General features: G+C 73.7%; 18 protein-coding genes and 1 pseudogene. 12 read left to right on the forward strand and 7 right to left on the reverse strand.

What is annotated here, in order from left to right; translation table 11 throughout:
- Nucleotides 1–742 (reverse strand): AraC family transcriptional regulator (locus VR45_RS14615; RefSeq protein WP_045940176.1); only part of this gene is annotated, 742 nt, incomplete at its 3' end.
- A gap of 97 nt (nt 743–839) precedes the next feature.
- Here VR45_RS14615 and VR45_RS14620 point away from each other — a divergent pair.
- Together VR45_RS14620 and VR45_RS14625 are read left to right on the forward strand one after the other, a co-directional pair.
- On the forward strand, nt 840–1562 hold the full coding sequence (locus VR45_RS14620) for an SDR family oxidoreductase (protein WP_045940177.1): 723 nt from the start codon (nt 840–842) through the stop codon (nt 1560–1562).
- Between the two features lie 210 nt (nt 1563–1772).
- A complete protein-coding gene (locus VR45_RS14625; RefSeq protein ID WP_045940178.1) occupies nt 1773–3191 on the forward strand; it encodes a condensation domain-containing protein in 1419 nt (472 codons plus the stop codon).
- A 26-nt stretch (nt 3192–3217) separates the two neighbouring features.
- Here the strand turns inward: VR45_RS14625 and VR45_RS14630 are convergent, their stop codons facing one another.
- Complete coding sequence (locus tag VR45_RS14630; RefSeq protein ID WP_045940179.1) at nt 3218–4099, reverse strand: hypothetical protein; 882 nt, start codon at nt 4097–4099, stop codon at nt 3218–3220.
- Between the two features lie 158 nt (nt 4100–4257).
- Nucleotides 4258–4689, reverse strand: coding sequence for a hypothetical protein (locus tag VR45_RS14635; protein WP_052709082.1), 432 nt, complete (start codon nt 4687–4689; stop codon nt 4258–4260).
- A 464-nt stretch (nt 4690–5153) separates the two neighbouring features.
- Here VR45_RS14635 and VR45_RS14640 point away from each other — a divergent pair, with 464 nt between their 5' ends.
- Nucleotides 5154–6317 carry a winged helix DNA-binding domain-containing protein gene (locus tag VR45_RS14640; RefSeq protein WP_045940198.1) on the forward strand — a complete coding sequence of 388 codons (1164 nt, stop codon included), beginning with the start codon at nt 5154–5156 and terminating at the stop codon, nt 6315–6317.
- 71 nt (nt 6318–6388) lie between these two features.
- Here VR45_RS14640 and VR45_RS14645 read toward each other — a convergent pair whose 3' ends face one another.
- Together VR45_RS14645 and VR45_RS14650 are read right to left on the reverse strand one after the other, a co-directional pair.
- Nucleotides 6389–7054, reverse strand: a complete 666-nt coding sequence (locus tag VR45_RS14645; protein ID WP_159394215.1) for a hypothetical protein — start codon at nt 7052–7054, stop codon at nt 6389–6391.
- Nucleotides 7055–7589: 535 nt separating this feature from the next.
- On the reverse strand, nt 7590–7955 hold the full coding sequence (locus tag VR45_RS14650; protein ID WP_045940181.1) for a hypothetical protein: 366 nt from the start codon (nt 7953–7955) through the stop codon (nt 7590–7592).
- A 142-nt stretch (nt 7956–8097) separates the two neighbouring features.
- Between VR45_RS14650 and VR45_RS14655 the strand changes: the two genes are divergently transcribed.
- The 3 genes and pseudogenes from VR45_RS14655 to VR45_RS44060 form a co-directional block, all read left to right on the forward strand.
- Nucleotides 8098–8457: a hypothetical protein gene (locus tag VR45_RS14655; protein ID WP_045940182.1), complete on the forward strand. Its 360-nt coding sequence runs from the start codon at nt 8098–8100 to the stop codon at nt 8455–8457.
- Nucleotides 8454–9416 carry a hypothetical protein gene (locus VR45_RS46905; protein WP_063772478.1) on the forward strand — a complete coding sequence of 321 codons (963 nt, stop codon included), beginning with the start codon at nt 8454–8456 and terminating at the stop codon, nt 9414–9416. Before VR45_RS14655 ends, VR45_RS46905 begins: the two co-directional genes overlap by 4 nt.
- Nucleotides 9413–9769 (forward strand): annotated as a pseudogene (locus VR45_RS44060) (roadblock/LC7 domain-containing protein); the annotation flags it as partial. The gene VR45_RS46905 and the pseudogene VR45_RS44060, both read left to right, overlap by 4 nt.
- A 174-nt stretch (nt 9770–9943) precedes the next feature.
- Here the strand turns inward: VR45_RS44060 and VR45_RS14665 are convergent.
- On the reverse strand, nt 9944–10720 hold the full coding sequence (locus VR45_RS14665) for a methyltransferase domain-containing protein (protein WP_045940183.1): 777 nt from the start codon (nt 10718–10720) through the stop codon (nt 9944–9946).
- Nucleotides 10721–10995: 275 nt separating this feature from the next.
- Between VR45_RS14665 and VR45_RS14670 the strand changes: the two genes are divergently transcribed.
- Together VR45_RS14670 and VR45_RS14675 are read left to right on the forward strand one after the other, a co-directional pair.
- Nucleotides 10996–11523, forward strand: coding sequence for a sigma-70 family RNA polymerase sigma factor (locus VR45_RS14670; RefSeq protein WP_199925946.1), 528 nt, complete (start codon nt 10996–10998; stop codon nt 11521–11523).
- On the forward strand, nt 11520–12020 hold the full coding sequence (locus tag VR45_RS14675; RefSeq protein ID WP_045940184.1) for a hypothetical protein: 501 nt from the start codon (nt 11520–11522) through the stop codon (nt 12018–12020). The genes VR45_RS14670 and VR45_RS14675 overlap by 4 nt, the downstream gene beginning before the upstream one ends.
- Before the next feature lie 7 nt (nt 12021–12027).
- On the opposite strand, the gene VR45_RS14680 is transcribed toward VR45_RS14675, so the two are convergent.
- On the reverse strand, nt 12028–12678 hold the full coding sequence (locus tag VR45_RS14680; protein ID WP_045940185.1) for an SDR family NAD(P)-dependent oxidoreductase: 651 nt from the start codon (nt 12676–12678) through the stop codon (nt 12028–12030).
- Between the two features lie 877 nt (nt 12679–13555).
- Between VR45_RS14680 and VR45_RS14685 the strand changes: the two genes are divergently transcribed.
- From VR45_RS14685 to VR45_RS14700, 4 genes are all read left to right on the forward strand, one after another.
- On the forward strand, nt 13556–14797 hold the full coding sequence (locus tag VR45_RS14685) for a cytochrome P450 (RefSeq protein ID WP_045940186.1): 1242 nt from the start codon (nt 13556–13558) through the stop codon (nt 14795–14797).
- A 35-nt stretch (nt 14798–14832) separates the two neighbouring features.
- On the forward strand, nt 14833–15231 hold the full coding sequence (locus tag VR45_RS14690) for a nuclear transport factor 2 family protein (protein WP_045940187.1): 399 nt from the start codon (nt 14833–14835) through the stop codon (nt 15229–15231).
- A 109-nt stretch (nt 15232–15340) separates the two neighbouring features.
- On the forward strand, nt 15341–17341 hold the full coding sequence (locus VR45_RS14695; RefSeq protein WP_045940188.1) for an ATP-binding protein: 2001 nt from the start codon (nt 15341–15343) through the stop codon (nt 17339–17341).
- Nucleotides 17342–17565: 224 nt separating this feature from the next.
- Nucleotides 17566–19071, forward strand: a complete 1506-nt coding sequence (locus VR45_RS14700) for an MFS transporter (RefSeq protein ID WP_045940200.1) — start codon at nt 17566–17568, stop codon at nt 19069–19071.
- The last annotated feature ends 6 nt before the right edge of the window (nt 19072–19077 follow it).

Here is a 19077-nt window from a genome sequence, read left to right on the forward strand (position 1 = left end):
TCGGCGGCTCGCCGACCACCGCGGTGAACCGGCGGGCGAACGCCGCCCGTGACAGTCCGGCCCGGCTGCCCAGCGACTCGACGGTCCACGGATGCGCCGGGGCGTCGTGGATCGCCTTCAACGCGGGCGCGATCAACGGATCGTTCAGCGCGGACGCCCAGCCCTGTGTCTGCTCCTGCGGCAACTCGGCGTACCAGGACCGCAGGATGTACAGCAGCAGCAGATCGACGAGCGCCGTGACCACCGAGTCCGAACCCGGTTGCGGCCGGTGGATCTCGGCGCAGAGCTGGTCGACCGCCGAGCGCAGTGCCGGGTGCCGACCGGGGCCGGCCGGGAGGTGGATGACCTCCGGGAGGTCGCCGAGCAGCGGGTGCGGTCGGTCGATGTCGAGGTGGTAGGCCCCGCACACCAGCACGCTGCGAGCGCCGCCGTCCCCGACGGTGAAGGACCCGATGGGCGAGGAGTTGTCGACGCGGTCGGGTTCGAAGGCCACCGACTCGCTCGCGACCGCGTCGCAGATGGCGTGATCGGTGCCGCGCCGCAGGAAGACCACATCGCCGGGGCCGAGGGCGATCGGATCGCCGCCGACCGGCAGCAGAAAGCAGCGCCCTTCGACGACGACATGGAACCCGGCTCCCGCGATGGGCTGGAAACGCACACCCCACGGCGCCCGCGCCTCGGTGCGGACGACGGACGGACGTCCGGTGCGCAGAGCGGCGAGTGTGTCGCTGAGGATGTCCATGCGCTCACCTTAGTGCGCCATCGCCGAGACGATCGGACAGAGAATCGAGACTCTATGTCATTCACTGTCTCGATCGGCGACCCGTAGCGTCCTCGTCATGAACAACACAGCGGACACCCAGCGCGTCGTCGTCATCGGTGGCACCTCCGGCGTCGGATTCGCCGTCGCGAAGGCAGCGGCGGCCCAGGGCTCGAACGTGGTCGTCGCCTCCAGCAATCAGGACCGGGTCGACCTGGCGGTGAAGAAGATCGGTGACCGGGCCGAGGGCATCGTGCTGGACGTCGCCGACGAGGCCGCGATCGTCGCCTTCTTCGACCGGGTCGGCGAGTTCGACCACCTCGTCTACACGGCGGGCGAGCCCCTGCTGCTGAAGCCGCTCGCCGACCTCGGCGCCGAGGAGTCGCGGGCGTTCTTCGAGCGCCGCTTCTGGGGCGCCCTGCTCGCCGCGAAGTACGCGACGCCGAAGCTCCGTCCCGGCGGCTCGATCACCCTCACCTCCGGCGCCTTCGCCACCCGGCCCGTCCCCGGGGCCCTGCTCGGCGCGAGCATCACCGCGGCCGTCGAGGGCGTGACGCGCGCCCTGGCTCTGGAACTCGCTCCGCTGCGGGTCAACGCCGTCCGCCTCGGCGCGGTCCGCACCGAACTCTGGGACAGCACCGTGCCGGACCCGGAGGCCTTCCTCCAGGTGCAGGGCAGCGGCCTGCCCGTGCAGCGCGTCGGCACCCCCGAGGAGGCCGCGGCGGCCTACCTCTACCTCCTCGACAACGGCTACGCGACCGGCACCGTGCTCACCCTCGACGGGGGAGCGGCACTGGCCTGACCTCGGTGCCGGTCGGACCGGCAAGCCCGGTCCGACCGGCCGCGGCCGGCCTGCGGCGGACAGCACGCCACCGCCGGGGGTCATGTCACCCGAACGGCTGCTGCGCGTATCCGATGGCCGGGAAGCCGCGTTGGTATGGCACCGAGTGGCAGGGCGGTACTCAACCGCTCCCGACGGCACCTGATCACGACAGCAGCAAAAGAGGGCGGCATGCTCCAGATCTCAGTCGAGCACTCCGAGATCGGCCCGGGTGAGGCCCACCGGTGGCACCTTGTCCCCCTGACCGGTGACGACGGGCCCGCCCCGCGTCGGATGACCGGCTACAACCAGGCGAAACATTTCACCGTTGCCCAGTACGCCCAGAGCGTCGACGACCCGATCCGGTCCTACGTCGCGGGGAGCTTCGAACTCGCCGGCCGGGTGGACCTGGACGCGCTGGCGGCCGCGCTGCTGCACCTGGTGCGACGGCACGAGGTGCTCCGGGCGGTCTACCAGCCGCTGGCCGGGGACCTCGGCTGCGAGGTCCTCACCCCCGACGAGGTGGCCCTCAAGCACGTCTACGGCGGCCCGTTGGAGACACCGGCGCAGGTCACCCGGCACCTCCAGGAGGCGTTCCAGGAGGTGGACACCCTCTCCTGGCCGCTGATCACGATGGGTGCGGTGGTGCGGGCCGGGTCCACCACGGTCTGGTTCTCCTGCGACCACCTGGTCACCGACGGCCTCTCCACCGCGATCGCCATCAACGACATCACCACGGCCTACCGGAATCTCACTTCCGCCGCCGAGGCCGAGCGGTCCGCGGCCCCTGCCACCACCGCCCCCGGCACGGCCCGGCAGCCGGGGAGCTACCTGGAGTTCAGCCGCACCCAGCGCCGGGCCAACCGCGCGATGCGCGCCGACGACGCGCGCCTGGACCACTGGCGGGCGTTCCGCGACCGCAACGGCGGGCTCTTCCCGCGCTTTCCGCTCGACCTCGGAGTCCGGCCCGGGCAGCTGTACGCGCCGGTGGCCAGCACCGAGAGACTGCTGACCACCCACCAGGTCGAGGAGTTCGGCACCGTCTGCCGGGCCCTGGGCGGGCGGCTGTCCATGGGCCTGCTCGCGGGCCTCGCGCTCGCCCTCCGGCAGTTGGGCGGGCCGGCGGTGTACCGCGGACTGATGCCGTTCAACGAACGCGGCCGGGGCGACTACGCGGAGTCGATGGGGTGGTTCATCAACACCCTGCCGATCGAGTTCCCCGTCGGGCCGGGGGCCGGTCTCGGTGACGTGCTCGCCGACGCCCAGGACGCCTACGCGCAGGTGCAGGCCCACGCCGCGGTGCACTTCGTCAAGGCGTGGAAGCTGCTCGCCCCGGTCGAGTACGCGTCACTGCGCTACTGGCCGTACGCGGTGAACTTCTTCTCCTACATCGACTGCCGCAGGCTGCCCGGCGCGGACCGCCACGTCGCCCAGCAGGCCCGGATGCATGTGTGGGTGTCCGGCTGCAACGGGATCCTGCACTGGCTGCACCGCACCGACGAGGGCCTGTTCGTCAACACCATCCATGCCGACACCCCGCAGGCCCAGGCCGTCAACCGGGCGCTGCTGGACGGGTTCGCCCGGGTGCTCACCGAGCCGCTCGCGACGTAGCGCGAGGACGCATGGATGCAGCGACGTCAGGACACCTTGGTGGCGAGGGCGTTCGCGAGCGTGACGTCGATCGCCTTCCGGGTCTGCTCCAGGCGCTTCAGATCCGCCTGGACCGCCCGGTTCTGGTAGGCGGTCTCGACGGCGAACCAGATGCCGACGACGTTGTTCTGCTGCTTGCAGTCGATGTCGGCCGTCGCGGTGGCGATCTCCGGAGCGGTCGCCGTCGGCGACGAGAACCAGCGCTCGTCGCTCACCGCGTCCACTGGGCTCGCGTACGTCTGCCCCTTCTCCTTCATGCAGCGCGACCAGGCGGCGAAGGCTGCCTGCACCCGCCCGTCGGCCATGGAGTCCGCGAAGCTCCGGCCGTTGATCTCCAGTGCTCCGGCGTCGTCCTGCAGGATGCCGCCGCCCCGGGTCAGGGTGTCGTCCGCCTCGCCGAGGCAGCCGCCCGGCGGGATCGCGATGCCGTTGTGGGTGCGGTCGGCCGGCGCTGCCGACTCGGTGGGGCCGGCCCGGCCGTGGCCCAGGACGGCCTGCATCTCCGGCGCGGGGGGCTGCGGGGTGGCGGACTGCTGCTTCCGGTCCGGCGACGCGCCCCAGTGGTAGCCCTGGGCGAGATGTGTATAAGAGACAGGTTTGGCTCCGACCGCCGCCGGCGCGTAATCGAATCCGAAGCGCTTCATGCACGAGCCGATCAGGGCTGTCCTGGCGGCCTCGATCCGGCGGTCCTCGTCCGGGCTGATCAAGTATGTGGCGATGGGGAGCGCCTGGCCGTCGGCGGTGGTGAGGGTCGGGATCGCGTCGACCGCAGGCGGTGCCGCTGCCGGTGTCGCCGCCGGGGCCGCCTTCGAGCCGGCGGCCGCGCAGCCGGTGACGGCAGCTCCCAGCGCGACCAGGGCAGCGATCACCGGCGCGCCGATCGACCGTGCCGACCGTACCGACCACCGTATCGACACGGGGGCTGCACTTCGCATGGTGAACTCTTCTTCCAGCCGGAACAGGGGCGGTGCCGCGCGCCGAGGGCTGCGCGGCACCGCCGCCGAGGGAATCGCGGGCCGACCCGAGGTCAGCGGCAGGCCTCGAAGTAGTCGAAGCACTGCGAGGCGTTGTTGTTCCGCAGCTGCGGGATCAGGTTGGCGCCGGTGCCGCGCTTGATGTACTGGCTGACGCCGTAGCCGCCGGGGCTGTAGTAGATCGTGACGCTGTAGTTCTGGTTCATGTTGAAGACCGACGCCGCGTTGTTCCGCACGTACTGGCCGTTGCCGGCGCCGCCGCCGCCGAAGGTGTAGGTGGAGTTGACCTGGTAGGTCTCGTAGCCGCGGCTGCTGCCGTCGCCGTCGCCGAAGTAGGCGCCCTGGAAGTCGGGGCTGTAGAACAGGCAGGCGTCGTACGAGGCGCACCCGCCGCTGGAGGCGGAGGCGGGCGCGGCGGTGGCGACGGCGAAGCCGAGGGCGGCTATGGAAAGCACCCCGGCGGCGACCTTGTTGCGGATCTTCATGGACAACCCCGTTTCGGACGAGCGGTCGGAAATGCCCCGCGATCCGGTGGAGAGCCCACCCGCCGCAGGCGTTGATCGTCGAGGGCAAACGGAGTATCGATGTTGCGGTGACTTACCGTCAAGCCGCGACTTGCGGGAGCTTTTGATCCGTCCGGGCCGATCCGTCGCTCCGGTCACCGGGTGTAACTGAGTGGGACATCCCCCCCTGCGGGAACCGGTGCGGTACGCCGAAGTCCTGGTGGGACGCGGTGTGATCCGGTCATGCCAGCATTTTCCAGGGCTGAGGCGCCGAATTCCGCCTTTCCGGCCCACGGGGATTCGCCGACGAATCGTGACGTCGGTCTGTCCCGACTCCGGACCCCCGGGTTCGACGGCCGAGGGATTGTCGGACCCTGGGGCTAGGCTCCAGCTCCGACATTCACCGGGGGCGCACCGGGCGGGCGGACGACGAGAGGGTCATGGACGTGACGATCACCGCGGGGCAGCTCAATCGGGCCACGCTCGAACGGCAGTTGCTGGTGCGGCGGGAGGAGATCGGCGTCGCCGAGGCGGTGCGGCGCGTGGTCGCGCTCCAGGCGCAGCAGACGGCCTCGCCCTACCTCGCGCTGTGGAACCGGGTGGCCGGCTTCGACCCGGCCGAGCTCGACCGGGCGTTCGCGGAGCTGGGGATCGTGCGGTCCACGCTGATGCGGATCACCCTGCACGCCGTGCACGTCGACGACTTCGCGACGTTCCGGGAGGCCGTCCATCCGTCGGTGCGGGGCGCCCGGCTGGGCGACGACCGGTTCACGGCCTCCGGCCTGACCGCCGCCGACGGGGACGCGCTGGTCGCGGATGTGCTGGACTTCGGCGACCGGCCGCGCGCCGCCCCGGAGTTCGAGAGCTGGCTCGCCGAGCGGCTCGGCGCCGAGGCGGCGGCGCCGGCCTGGTGGGGCCTGCGGCAGGTGGCGCCGCTGCTGCGCGCGCCGGGGGAGGGGCACTGGTCGTTCGGCCACCGGCTCTCCTACGTCGCGCCGCCGGTCCGCCCGGTGCTCGGCGATCCGGAGGTGTACGCGGCCTCGCTGCGCACGCTCGTGCGGCGCTACCTCGCCGGCTTCGGCCCGGCCTCGGTGGCGGACGTGGCGCAGTTCGCGCTGGTGCAGCGGGGCCGGGCCAAGGAGGCGCTGCGGGGGTTGGCGGCCGAGGGCGAGGTCGAGCGCCTGGAGGGGCCGGGCGGCGTGGAGCTGTTCGACCTCGCGGGGGCGCCGCTGCCGGACGAGGACCTGCCGGTGCCGGCCCGGCTGATGGCGATGTGGGACAGCGTCCTGCTGGCCTACGCCGACCGGAGCCGGATCATCCCGCCGGAGTACCGCGCCCTGGTGATCAAGCGCAACGGCGATGTGCTGCCGACCCTGCTCGTGGACGGCCGGGTGGCCGGGGTGTGGCGCACGGTCGAGGGCGGCGTCGAGGCGACGGCGTTCCACCCGCTGCCGGACGCGGCGTGGGAGCAGCTCGCCGCCGAGGCCCGTTCGCTGACGGCGCTGCTCGCGGACCGCGAACCGCACGTCTACCGCCGCTACGACCACTGGTGGAGCAAGCCGGGCGCGCGGTCGGACGGCGCCGAGGTCCGTCTGCTCGCCGGGGCCTGAAAAGGGTCGCGAAGACGGCCGCGCGACGGGACGATCAAGGAATACGAAGCCCGACGACGATGGATTCCGGCTCAGGCGAACGCCGCGACGGCGGTGATCAGTGCGATCCAGGCGACGAGGGGGACGCCCAGGGTGACGGCGAGCGGAAGCGGCAGCTGCAGCAGCATGGAGCCGCCGATGAAGGCGAGCAAGCCGATCCCGGGTCCGGAGAGCAGGCCGGCGTCACTGTGGCGCGACCGGACCAGGCCGTGCACCGTCAGCGCCGACCCCACGGCGACCAGGGCCGCCACCTCCAGGGCGGGCAGGTGGGGGTCCTGGAGGCTGTCGGCGTGGTGCCCGCGCTCGGAGATCTCGACCGCTCGCGCATGGAAGAGCGTCACCCGCACGTTCGTACCGATCTGCACGTCGTCGTAGAAGTCCTGGTCGACGTTGTAGGTCTCCTTGGGTGCCGTTTCGCGCGCCACGGTCAGCCGGTACTCGCCGTCGTTCTTCCGCGCCGTCACCCTGCCCGTCTCGTAACGGTTGCAGTCCGCTCCCGGTTCGGCGGCCGTGTCGCAGGCCGGTGCGGTTCGGTAGCCGTGCATCTCGTCGTGGGCGTCGAGGAACAGCCCGAAGCCGAGCGCGGTGACGGCCAGTCCCGCCAGGACGAGCACCCACTGGATCAGGGGAGCACCCGTCAACAGGGAGGCCCGCCGGCTGCCGCCGGATGCCCCCGGGTCCCTCAGCCACGTCTCCATCGTCGCCCCCACGATCGCGCCCCGGGCACCGCCCCGGTGCTCAGTGGGGATGATTCCAGGGCCTGCCGGTCGGTGGGGAGCAACTCGGCGCCCTTGTGACGCAGTTGTGGAAGTCCGGCGCGACGGGCGACACGTGCCGGTCGGTACTGGGACGGCTTGCACGAACAGGCGCACATGGCGGCGGTCTTCGCGCACACTTCGACCCCGTAGAACACCCCCGGTCCGTCACTCCGCGAAGCCGCTCAATTGCCCAACACTTTCCGAGCCGCCCCGCCCGCCCGCCGCTCGGAGTGGAATATCGACGGCGCCGACTTTCCACTCCGCGGGGCCGGCGCGGCGGGGTGCCGCGAAAATGACGCCCAGTCACCGAAGGATTACGTTATTCGATGATTGAGGTGTACCTGCGGCTATTCATGGACCAATTCCTACGGGCGCAGTGCCGTGGCCGGTTCATCACGCTTCGCGTTCGTCCGGTCCGGATTTCCGGAACGAGAACGGATCAGAAGGCGGATCGGACGACGGATCGGACGGCGGCTCAGACGTCGAGCGAGGTCTCTATGCGCTTGAGGCCGTGCCGGGCGAGCGCCAGGTTCGCGCGCGAGCGGTCCAGCGCCAGGTAGAGGAAGAGCGAGCCGTGGCTGCGCGCGAGCGGGCGGATCAGGTGGTACTGGGTGCCCAGGGTGATCAGGATGTCCTCGATGACGTCATCGATCGACAACGCGGCCAGCGCCCGCACCTTGGCCCGCACGACCTCGGTGTTGGCGGCGGCCGCGACCTCCAGGTCCAGCTGCTGCCCCCCGCCGAGGAATCCGAGTGACATACCGCTCTCGTAGTCGGCCACGGCGACGCCGATCGCGCCCTCGATGGCCATCGCGTCCTTGAGTGCGTCGTCAATGTTCATGCGCTGTTCGTCCTTTGCGTAACTGCGGGGCAGAACTCCCGTGTGCGGGAACAAAGTAGCAAGAAGTCCCCCTCGTCGGCCCCGACGCGGAAATGATGGAATAAAGTACGCTGCCAACAGTTCAGAACACGAAGGGGTACCGGTGCGCGCACTCGAAGCCTCCCTCTCCGATGTGCTCGGCTCTCCCGGCGTGGTCGGCGCCGCGCTCGTCGACGCCGCCACCGGCCTCACCTACGCTGCCGGCGGGGACCAGCGGCTGATCGGCCCCGGGGCCGAACTCGCCGACCTGGCCGCCCTGATCGGCGACCGACTGTGCGAGGCCGGGGCGGGTGGGGAGCTGGAGAGCGTCGTCGTTACCAGCACCCGGCACCACGAGGTGGTCCAGGTGCTGCCCCGTCAGGGCGATCCGCTGCTGCTCGCCACCGTGCTGGACCGGACGCGGGTCAATCTGGCACTGGCGCTGCGCCAGACCGCCGACAGTGCCCGGGGCTTCGTGGCATGAGCGCCAACACCCACGACCCCGCCCAGAACGGTGGGCGTCCGGCCCGCAATGTGCCCGCGCTGCTACTGGCACTGCGGGAGGAGGACTTCACCGGCTCGGTCGTCGTCTCCAGCGCACCGGGCGGCACGATCCACCTGGAACGCGGCCTGATCACGGCGATCGAGACCCCCGGCGCCCCGACCGCCGAGACCCTGCTGCTCAAGTCGGGGCGCGTCGGCCAGGCGGACTGGGCGGCGGCGGAGACGGCCGCCTCCACCGTGGGCGCCGGCGACCTCGGCGCGGCCCTGGTCGCCCGGGGCTCGATCGGCGCGGCCGAACTCGAAGCGGTCTGCGCCTCCGCCGTCTTCGACGGTGCCTTCGCCCTGGTGCTGAGCCCGCCCGGGGAGTGGGAGACCGTCGAAGCGGCCCCGCCCGCCGGGCTCGCGCTGCGGCCCGGGATCGAGCCGAAGCGGCTGTTCGAGGAGACCGCCCGCCGGACGGCCCTGCTGACCCGCGCCTGGGGCCCGCCCGGCGAACTGGCCCGCACCCGGATCCGGCCCGCCGCGGCGCCGGCCGGGGGCGCTGGGCCTGCCACCGCCCGGATACCCGCCCGCCACCGGGAGATCCTGGCCGCCGCGACCGGCCGCCGCACCGCGCGCGACATCGGCTTCGCGCTGGGGCGGGGCGTGTTCGCGGTGCTGCTCGACCTCGTCCGGATGGACGCCCGGCAGCTGCTCCACCGGGAACCGGCCGACACCGTCCCGATGGCGCCGAGCGTCGCCCCCCGGACGGCGCCGGGCGAACCGCTTCCGGCCGACACCGGGCAGCCCCTGCCGCGCCGCGTCCCCGGCGCACGGACCCCGGGCGGAGCGGTGACCGGGGGAGCGGTGACCGCTCCCGACGGTCCACCGCGCGCCCAGCGCGCCGCAACAACAGAGCCACCCGACACGACCGCGACCACTGAGAAGAGCACACCATGAGCAGCCAGACGCCGACCGCCGTGCTGGTCGACGAGTTGAAGTCCCTCCGCGAACGCGTCATGGGCATCTCGGAGAGCGTCGTCTCCACCGCCGACGGCCTGCTCGTGGCCGCCGACACGGCCGCCGTCCACCCCGAGTCGGCCGCCGCCCTGTCGGCCGCCATGCTCGGCCTCGGCCGCCGCACCGCCGCCGAGGTCGGCGTGGGCGGACTGCGGGACGTGGTCACCCGCTGCGACGGCGGCTACGTCGTGGTGCTGGCGATCGGGGACCGGGCGCTGCTGATGGTCCTGGGCGACGAGGGCCTCGACCTCGCCGGACTGCACCGCGAGTCGCCCGCCACGGTCCGCCGACTGGGCCCCGGCCGGAAGCGTCCGGCCGGGGCGCGGGGGAGGCCTGCCCCGGTACTGGTGGGCCCCCGTATTCAAGTGCCGCGAGTTTGGGACGAGTGCAAGGAGTGCTGGTCGCTGTCCGTTTCGGCCGGCCGTCGTCGCCGGATCAGCGGCCACGACTCGGCGGCTGCGGCTCGGCTACGACTCGGCGATGACGATGTAGAACGTCACCGCCGCGAGGAAGGGTCCGGTGGAGAGGTGCTCCAGCCAGCGTCGTGTCGCTTCCTCGGTGAGGTGTCCGGCGGCGACGGCGCGCCGGGTGGTGCGTTCCAGACCAAGGATCTTGTCGGCTTCCTGGGCATCCCGGAAGACGGGGGTGATCGGGACGACCGAGGGCACCGTGAATCCGGCCGCTGCCGCCAGTCGGGGAAGTTCCCTGCCGATGCGGGCGTTGCGGACGACCTTGTCCGTGACGTACCGGGTGTAGGCGCGCGAAAGCTCGCTGTCCGGATGGTCGATGGCCAGGGTGTCCCAGTCCGGCTCGCCCATGACGAGCCGCCCGCCGGGCCGTAGCACGCGGTGGAGTTCCCGGAGCGCCCGGGCGGGATCGGCGACGTGCTGCAGTACCCGGTCGGTACGGGCGCGGTCGGCGGTGCGGTCCGGCAGCGGCAGGTCGTGGATGTCGCCGAGTCGCACGGTGACGGTGTGCCGGTCGGCCGTGCGCGCCCTGGCGGTCTCGACCGCGGCCGGGTCGTGGTCGACTCCGATCACCGTGCCTGTCCCGGCGACAGCTCGGGCGAGCGAGGTGAGATCGGTGCCGGGGCCACAGCCCAGATCGAGCACCGTCTGGCCCGGGCGGATGTCGAGCTCGTCGAGCATGCGCGCTTTGTAGGACCGGCCGAGGTCGGTCGCGGCCACCCGGTCGAGGTAGACGATCGGGTCGGGGGTGGCGGTCTCGAATTCCGTTGACGTCATGGAAGCAGTCAATCAACTCCCGCAAGCCCGGCGGTTCTTCGGAGGCCCCGCCCGGTGCACCCGCCTGGGCTTCCGCGAACCTTTCCACCGGAATCGCCGACTGTCCCGGTGAGATGACGGGAAGACGGAGAGCGGAGGCGCGATGGGCGGCGGGAGTGCCGGTGGAGGGGCCGGCGAAGGGGCCGGTGGTGACCGGCGGCGCGATGCGCTGTTGGTGGTGCGCTGCCAGCTCGGTGAACGGGAGGCGTTCGGCGAGTTGGTGGACGTCTGGGTTGGTGGACGTCTGGCACGCGCCGCTGCGGCGCTACCTGCGGGGTGTGGCCGGGGGATCCCCGGACCTGGCCGACGACCTCGCCCAGGAGACGTGGGTCGCCGTGGTGCGCGGGCTGCCCGGGCTCCGGCATCCGGAGCGGTTCGCGCCGTGGCTGTTCACCATCGCCCGGCGCGCGCTCACCAATCACCTCCGGCAGGCGTACCAGACGCCGGAGACCTCGCCGCGAGCCGCCAGGACCGGGACCGGGACCGGGATCGGTGCCGGCGCCGCAGCGGACGTCGAGGCCGGGGCCGGTCCCGAGGCCGATCACGCGCTCGACGACGTCCTCACCACGATGCAGGTGGAGGCAGGACTCAACGACCTCCCGCCGCAGGAGCGCGAGGTGCTGATCCTCTTCCACCTGGAGGACCTGCCGCTGGCCGTGTGCGCCCAAGTCCTCGGCGTTCCGACCGGCACCGTCAAGAGCAGGCTGCACCGGGCCCGCCGCATGCTGCGGAGCGCCCTCGTCGAGAAGGGGTACGGAGCATGAGCGAGCGGAACGCCGCCACCGGTCGGGCCGGTGTGCCGGAGGGGCTGGAACGCGCGCTCGCGGCGGAGGTCTCGCTGGCCGCCCGGGTGCGGAACCTGGCCGTGGGCCTGGCGGGCGGCGGCGCGGCGGCCCTGGTCGCGGTGCTGTGGGCCACCGAGCCGCAGCCGTTGCCGGTCCGCACCCGGATCGCGTTCGCCGGACTGATCGCCGTCGGCCTGGCCTGGACGGCCTTCGCGGCCTGGACGCTGACCAGGAGGCGGCCGCTGTACGCCCGGGACCGGGTGCTGGCCGGCCGGCTCGCGCTGGCGGCGGCCACGGCGACCGCCGGAGCGGGGACGGTACTGGCCGTGATCCGCGGCACCCCGGTGGAGGTGCTGGCCACGGCCGTGACCGGCCTCGCCCTCGTCGCCGCAGCCGGGATCGCGCTGGGGCGCGCGCGAGCCCGCCACCGCGAACTGCTGCGCCTGCGCGATGCCCTGCGGCAGGAGACCCTGTGATCCGGAGTCAGCCCCCGTGGACCACCTCCTGCTCCCAGTCCGCGCGCGGCTGGGTGTGCAGCCGCCAGTAGTGCTCCGCGATGTCGTCCGGGTCGAAGGCGGTGCCGGGGGCGACCGCACCGGCCACCGTCACGCTGGCCGCGTGCACGCCCGCGGCGCCGTAGGTCTGGTCCAGCAGCGTGACGAGTGCGCGCACGCCCGCCTTGCCGAGGGACAGGCTGACGTACTCCGGCTTCGGCTCGGGCATGCCGCCGGTCACCAGGACGGTGCCCTGCCCGCGCTCCGCCATCCCCGGTGCGACGTGCGCGGCGGCGGTCAGCGCGCCCACCACATTGACCGCCCAGGCGTCCAGCTGATCGCGGGCGGACGTCTCCCCGACGGCGTCCGGCCGGATCAGAGCCGCGTTGTAGACCAGGACGTCGGGCTGCCCCAGCTCCTCCGCCAGCCCGTCGAGTGCGGCCCGCAGCGCCTGCTCGTCCGTGCTGTCGGCGGTGCGCACCGCGACCTTGCCGCCGATCCGCCGTACGGCCCCGGCCACCGCCTCGGCCGTCGCCCCGCTCCGCGCGACCAGGCCGACCGGCAGGCCCTCCCGCGCGAACCGCAGCGCCACCGCCTGTCCGATCCCCGGCCCCGCTCCGACGATCACTGCTCCGGCCATGCCGTCCTCCCCGTTCGTACGATCCTTGACACCGCCAACACCCCGGAGTCACAGGCGCATTCCCCCGCCCCGGGAGTTCACTCGTGCGAGTGGTCCGAGCCGGACCGGGAACCTTTCGGACGGCCGACGGCGCAGGTGGGAGCGGTGCCGGGCCCGGGCGTCCGCCGCTGTCCATCGCTGTCCGCAGTTGTCCGGACCTGTCCGTTCCGGGGGTCGTCGAACGGTTCGTCCGCGCCCCCGGAACAGGCAAGGTACGAACCATCCTTGGCACCTGAACTCGCAGGTCGTGCCGCTCGGGCTTCGGGTTATAGTGCCCACGTCAAACGCCCGGGGGAGGGCCGGCCGAGGGCTGCCGTCCCCACGGCGGACCCGACCGGACCCGACCGGACCTGGCCGGTTCCGCCCGGGTTCCGCCCCGGCGCCGCCCCGAGACAGGAACCGACGACGTTGCCCCGAGAGCGAGTTGCCGGCACGGCCGCGACCCGGAGCCCAGCGCTCCGAGGCCGGGTCGCGCCGTGCGGAGCCCCCGGCCGTCGTCGTCCGCGTCCGCCCGCAGCCTCCGGCCGGCCCGGCCGCCGGAGATCCTCGTTCCCCCTGACGCCGGCCTGAGCGCCCCGCCGGCGGATCCCGCCGCCGGCCCCATGCCCGCCGCTTCCCTGAGCGTCGTCCACCAGCACCCGAGCACACGTCACCCGCACCCGAGCTCACGTCACCGACGCTCGGCGTAGCCAGAGTTCGCCGCCCCACCGATCCCACGTCACCGACGACGCCCGTCGTCCCCGAGCACCTCGTCGTCCCCGAGCACCGCGTTTCGCCCCCGCGCTCCCCGGGCGCCCGCTCCCCGGCCGTCCGTTCCCCCGAGAGGTCCGCCCCGCCCATGGCCGAGTCCCGCTTCAGCATCCTGTCCGAGGAGTTCGCCGCCGCCCCCGAGCGGTACTTCGGCCGGCTGCGCGAGCACGCGCCGGTGCACCACGAGCCCGCCGCCGACGCCTGGTTCCTCTCCCGCCACCGCGACGTCCGCCGCGTGCTGACGGACCATGAGGCGTTCAGCACCGAGACGCTCCAGGTCCGCGCCGAGCCGGTGATGCGCGGCCCGGTGCTGGCGCAGATGACGGGGGCGGAGCACACCGCGAAGCGGAGGATCGTCGTGCGGGCGTTCACCGGCCCGGCGCTCCAGGAGCAGGTCCGCACCCTCCGCGCCAACGCCGTCGAACTCCTCGCGCCGCTGCTCGCCCGGGGGCGGATGGACCTCGTCAACGAGTTCGGCAAGCCCTTCGCCGTCCGCGCCGCGCTGGACGTGCTCGGCCTGGACCGCGAGGACTGGCGGCGGGTCGCCGGATGGCTCGCCGGGGTCGGCGAGTTCGTCACCGCCGTCACCCTCACCGAGGAACGCCGCCGGGTCTGCCTGGAGCTCGCCGGGGAGCTGGAGGCCCACCTCGCCCCGATCGTCGAACAGCGCCGCCGCCACCCCGGCGCCGACCTGATATCCGCGCTCTGCACGGCCGAGTTCGACGGCGTGGCGATGAGCACCCGCGAGGTGGTCGCCCTGATCGTCAACGTCCTGGTGGCCGCCGTCGAGCCCGCCGACAAGACCCTCGGCCTCCTCCTCAAGCACCTGATCGACCACCCGGAGCAGCTCGCGGACGTCCGCCGGGACCCGTCGCTGCTGCCCGCCGCCATCGCCGAGACCCTGCGGTTCACCCCGCCCGTCCAGCTGGTGCCCCGGCAGGCGGAGCGCGACACCGAGTTCGCCGGCACCGTCGTCCCGGCCGGCGCCACCGTCTTCTGCCTGATCGGCGCGGCCAACCGCGACCCCGAGGTCTTCACCGACCCGGACCGCTTCGACCTCCACCGCCCCGACCTCGGCGCCGCCCGCTCGTTCACCGCCGCCGCCCAGCACCTCGCCTTCGGCACCGGCCTGCACCAGTGCGTCGGCGCGGCCTTCGCCCGCGCGGAGATCGAGACGGTGGCCGCGCTGCTGCTGCCGCTGCTGGACGAGGTCCGCCCCACCCCCGGCTCCACCTACCGGGAGACCGGCCTCTACACCCGGGGCCCCGCCGCGCTCTCCCTGGACTTCACCCCCGTCCGCACCCCGGCGGCCCTCGTGCACCACCACTGATCCCCCGCTCCCGACCCTGCTGGAGGAAGACCCCGATGACCGCCACCGACATCACCCGGGCACTCGACGACCTGCTGTTCGCCCCGGATCCGGACCTCCCGCTCGACGAAGCGGTGGCCCGGCACTTCACCCCCGACTACCGCCAGCGCACCAACGGCGTGTGGAGCGACCGGGCGGGCTTCGTCGAGCACATCGCCAAGCTGCGCTCGCTGGTCCGCGAGGGCCGGGTCGAGGTCCACGACGAACTCCGCGACGGCACCCGCTACGCCGACCGCCACACCGTCACCGTCACCAAGCACGACGGCCACACCTCCCGCATCGAGGTGTACCTCTTCGCCGAACTCGCCGCCGACGGGCGGTTCGAGCGCGTCGAGGAGACCACCCTGCTCCTCTCCGGCGACGAGGACGACCGCAACCTGGGCTCGATCAGGTGAGCCCGCGCGGATCGGACCACGACGACAGGACGCGGGGCCCCGCGACGGTGGCGACGACGACGGCTGCCGCCGCGGCCCGGCGCCGGCACGAGGGGAGGGGAGCCGTCATATGGCCTCCGTCAAGCAGAGACTGAGCAGCGCGCGGGTCCAGGCCTTCGTCGGCCGCGACGAGGAGTTCGACGGCTTCGCCCGGGCACTGGCCGGCGACCCGCAGGCGCCGTTCGCGTTCTACCTGGTCGGCCCGGGCGGCATCGGCAAGTCGACCCTGCTGCGCCGCCTCGCCGACCACGCCAGGTCGACCGGCCGGCTGCTGCTGGAACTGGACGGCCGCTTCGTCGGCCGCGACCCGGCCGACTTCGAACGCGCCGCCGGGCCGTTCCTCGACATCCCCGGCACGGTCCTGTTCGTCGACTCCTTCGAGCACTGCCAGTGGCTGGAGAGCTGGCTCTGGCAGCGCTTCCTGCCCCGCGCGGCCGACGACACCCTGGTGGTGCTGGCCGGGCGGCTCGCCCCGCAGCCCCAGTGGACCGCCGACCCCGCCTGGTCCGGGCTGCTGCGGGTGCTCGAACTGGGACCGTTCTCCGAGACGCAGGCCCGCAGCCTGCTGAGCACCGCCCGGGTGCCGCCCCAACTGCGGGAACGCGTCCTGCGGTTCGCCGGCGGCAACCCGCTGGCGCTCTCCCTCGCGGCCGCCGCCAGGGAGGACGACTGGAGCCGCGAGGGCGTCTGGGCCCCCTCCGCCGACGTCCTGCGCACCCTGCTGTCCGGCCTGGTCGGCGAGGTGCCGACCGCCGCCCACCGCCGGGCCCTGGAAGTGGCGGCGCAGGCCTGGTCGACCTCCGAGGAACTGCTCGCCACCGTCCTGCCCGAGGAGGACGCCCACCTGCTCTTCGGGTGGCTCCGGGGCCTGCCGTTCATGGAGTCGAGCCACCGGGGCCTGTACCCGCACGACGCCGCCCGCGAGACCCTGGCCGCCGACCTGCGCTGGCGGGCCCCCAACGCCTTCGTCGAGATGCGCCGACGGCTGGCCGAGGAGTACCTGCGGCTGCTGCGCGAGGCCCCCGAGGAACAGGTCTGGACCGTCACCGACGAGCTCTTCCACCTGTTCCGGGACGGCGAGCTGGTGGCCCGGCTGCGCACCTGGTCGCGCGAGGACGAGGTGCACGACCGGCCGCTGCACCCCGAGGACCTCGACACGGTGCTGCGGATGGCCACCGAGACCGAGGGGCCGGAATCCGCCGAACTGGTCCGCTACTGGGCCCGGCGCCAGCCGCAGGCGTTCAGCGTCTACCGGCTGGTGAACACGGGCCGGGTGGTGGCGTTCACGGCCCGGCTCGCCCTGCCCGCGCCCGCCGACCCCGAGGACCTCGCCACCGACCCGGTGGTGGCCGCCGCCTGGGCGTACACCGAGGCCACCGCGCCGGTGCGGCCCGGCGAGCACATCGGCGTCAGCCGGTTCACCGTCTACCCCGAGCGCTACCAGGTGCCCTCGCGAGTGATCGACCTCAGCTCCTCCCGGGCCCAGGCCGAGTCCGCCCGCGCCCGGGCCCGCGCCTACGGCTTCGCGGTCTGGCGCGACGCCGACACCTGGGCCGCCCGGGTCAGGGGCAGCCTCACCGACACCGGCGCCCGGCCCCGGGTCGGCGCGCACACCTACGGCGTGTTCGGCGTCGACTGGCGGCAGCTGCCGGTCGAGACCTGGCTGCGCCACCTCATGACCTCGACGCCCGTACCCGCCCAGGCCGGTCCGTCCGGGGTCTCCCGGACCACGTTCGACCAGGCGGTGCGGGAGGCGTTCACGCACTGGCGCGACCCGGGTGCGTTCGCCGCCTGCGCCCTGCTGCGCACCCGGCTCGCGGCCGACCTGGACGAGCCGGTCGAGGAGTTGCGGGCGCTGCTGCGCCAGGCCGTGGACGACCTCGCGCAGGACCCGCGCGGCGCCCGCGCCCGCGAGGCCCTGACGGCGGGCTACTTCTCCGGCGCGCCGACCCAGGAGGGCGCGGCCCGCCGGCTGGGGCTGCCGTACGGGACGTACCGGCGCCACCTGCGGCAGGGGCTCGACCTGCTGTGCGAGGCGCTGTGGGAGCAGGAGCTGCACGGCTCGCGCTGACGGGCGCGGCCTCGGGCCCCGTACCTCCGGGTGCGGGGCCCTGCGTCGTCCTGGGGGCCGCGTCGCCCGGCGGGCCGGGCGGTGGACAGTCGTGGACAGCGGTGGACAGTCCCCGGACCTCGTCGGGCCTGGCAAGTGGACAGCGACCGGCCCGAATCTGTGGCCATGAACGTTGCACCGACACCGAAAACACCAGCCCCAAAACACCAGCCCCGGAAGCACCGATACGGGAAGCACCGGCCGCCGGCCGCCCCCGCTCCCCGGGAGCGGCACTCGCGGCGCTCGCCGGGGCCCAGTTCACCGTCATGCTCGCCACCTCGATCGTCAATGTGGCGCTCCCGCAGATCCGGGCCGGGACCGGCCTCTCCGACGGCGCCGTCACCTGGGTGGTCAACGCCTACGGCCTGGCGTTCGGGGCGCTGCTCCCGGCCGGCGGGCGGGCGGCCGACCTGCTCGGCCGCCGCCGGGTCCTGGCCGCCGGGGTCGCGCTGTTCGCGGCGGCCTCGCTGGCGGCGGGCCTGGCCACCGCCCCGGCGCCGCTGATCGCCGCCCGGGCGGTCCAGGGCCTCGCGGCGGCGGCGATCGCCCCGGCGGCGCTGGCGCTGGCGATGACGCAGTTCCCCGGCGGGCCCGGGCGCGGCAGGGCGCTGGGCGTGTGGGGCGCGGTCTCCGGCGCGGGCGGGGCGGGCGGCGTCCTGCTGGGCGGAGTGCTCACCCAGGCCTGGGGCTGGCCGTGGATCTTCCACTCGGTCGCGCTGGGCTCGGCGCTGGTGCTCGCGGCGGTGGTGGTCCTGGTGCCGCCGGAGGCCGCCCGGCCGTCGCTCCGGAAGACGGCTTCCGGGCCCGGGCAGCGGGCCGCGGGAGCCGGCGGAGGGTTCGACCTGCCCGGTACCGTGACCGTCACCCTCGCCCTGACCTGCCTGGTCTGGGGCCTGACCACCGCACGCGGCGCCGGCTGGGGCGACGGCGGCGTGCTCGTCGCCCTGGCCGCCGCCGTCGTCCTCCTCGGCGTCTTCGTCGCGATCGAGCGCCGCCGCCCGGACGCGCTGGTCCCGCCCGGGCTGCTCGCCACCGGCCGGGTGGCCGCCGGCAACGTGCTGATGGCGCTGCTGGGCTCGGTCTGGATCGCCCTGTTCTTCTTCCTCCCGCTCTACCAGCAGCAGGTCCTCGGCTCGGGACCGCTGGCCACCGGGGCGGGCCAACTCCCGCTCGCCGCCGCCAATATGCTCGGCGCCACGCTGGCGCCGCGACTGGCCCGGCGGGTCGGTCCCACCGCGACCGCGGTCGCCGCCCTGCTGACCGAGGCGCTCGGCCTGCTGTGGCTGTCCCGGATCGACGCCGACGGCGGCTACCTCACGGACATCCTCGGCCCGAGCCTGCTGGTCGGCCTCGGCCTCGGCATCGCGTTCGTCCAGCTCACCGCACTCGCCGTGGACCGCGTCCCGGCGCGGCAGGCCGGGCTGGCCGGCGGGCTGGTGAACACCACCCGGCAGGTCGGCGGCGCGATCGGGCTCGCCGTCCTGACCACCCTGGCCGGCTCCGTGACCGGTGGCGCCGCCGCCCACGGGTCCCACCTGGAGGCCCTGACCGCCGGTTACCGCGCCGCCTTCGCGGTCTCCGCCGCCGTCCTGGCGGGCACCGCGGTCCTCGCGGTCCTGCTGGCCCGCTGCACCGGCCGCCGGAAGGTCGCCGCCGCGCCGGGGGCCGTCCGTACCGAACCCGCCGTCTGACGGCAA

The organism is Streptomyces sp. NRRL S-495 (assembly GCF_000966955.1).
GTDB classification, from domain to species: Bacteria; Actinomycetota; Actinomycetes; order Streptomycetales; family Streptomycetaceae; genus Kitasatospora; species Kitasatospora purpeofusca.

What these genes read in the sequence shown, in the direction of transcription:
- VR45_RS14620 (WP_045940177.1), top strand. Translation starts at nt 840, where the DNA reads ATGAACAACACAGCGGACACCCAGCGCGTCGTCGTCATCGGTGGCACC.
- VR45_RS14625 (WP_045940178.1), top strand. Translation starts at nt 1,773, where the DNA reads ATGCTCCAGATCTCAGTCGAGCACTCCGAGATCGGCCCGGGTGAGGCC.
- VR45_RS14635 (WP_052709082.1), bottom strand. Translation starts at nt 4,689, where the DNA reads ATGAAGATCCGCAACAAGGTCGCCGCCGGGGTGCTTTCCATAGCCGCC.
- VR45_RS14645 (WP_159394215.1), bottom strand. Translation starts at nt 7,054, where the DNA reads ATGGAGACGTGGCTGAGGGACCCGGGGGCATCCGGCGGCAGCCGGCGG.
- VR45_RS14650 (WP_045940181.1), bottom strand. Translation starts at nt 7,955, where the DNA reads ATGAACATTGACGACGCACTCAAGGACGCGATGGCCATCGAGGGCGCG.
- VR45_RS46905 (WP_063772478.1), top strand. Translation starts at nt 8,454, where the DNA reads ATGAGCGCCAACACCCACGACCCCGCCCAGAACGGTGGGCGTCCGGCC.
- VR45_RS14665 (WP_045940183.1), bottom strand. Translation starts at nt 10,720, where the DNA reads ATGACGTCAACGGAATTCGAGACCGCCACCCCCGACCCGATCGTCTAC.
- VR45_RS14675 (WP_045940184.1), top strand. Translation starts at nt 11,520, where the DNA reads ATGAGCGAGCGGAACGCCGCCACCGGTCGGGCCGGTGTGCCGGAGGGG.
- VR45_RS14680 (WP_045940185.1), bottom strand. Translation starts at nt 12,678, where the DNA reads ATGGCCGGAGCAGTGATCGTCGGAGCGGGGCCGGGGATCGGACAGGCG.
- VR45_RS14685 (WP_045940186.1), top strand. Translation starts at nt 13,556, where the DNA reads ATGGCCGAGTCCCGCTTCAGCATCCTGTCCGAGGAGTTCGCCGCCGCC.
- VR45_RS14690 (WP_045940187.1), top strand. Translation starts at nt 14,833, where the DNA reads ATGACCGCCACCGACATCACCCGGGCACTCGACGACCTGCTGTTCGCC.
- VR45_RS14695 (WP_045940188.1), top strand. Translation starts at nt 15,341, where the DNA reads ATGGCCTCCGTCAAGCAGAGACTGAGCAGCGCGCGGGTCCAGGCCTTC.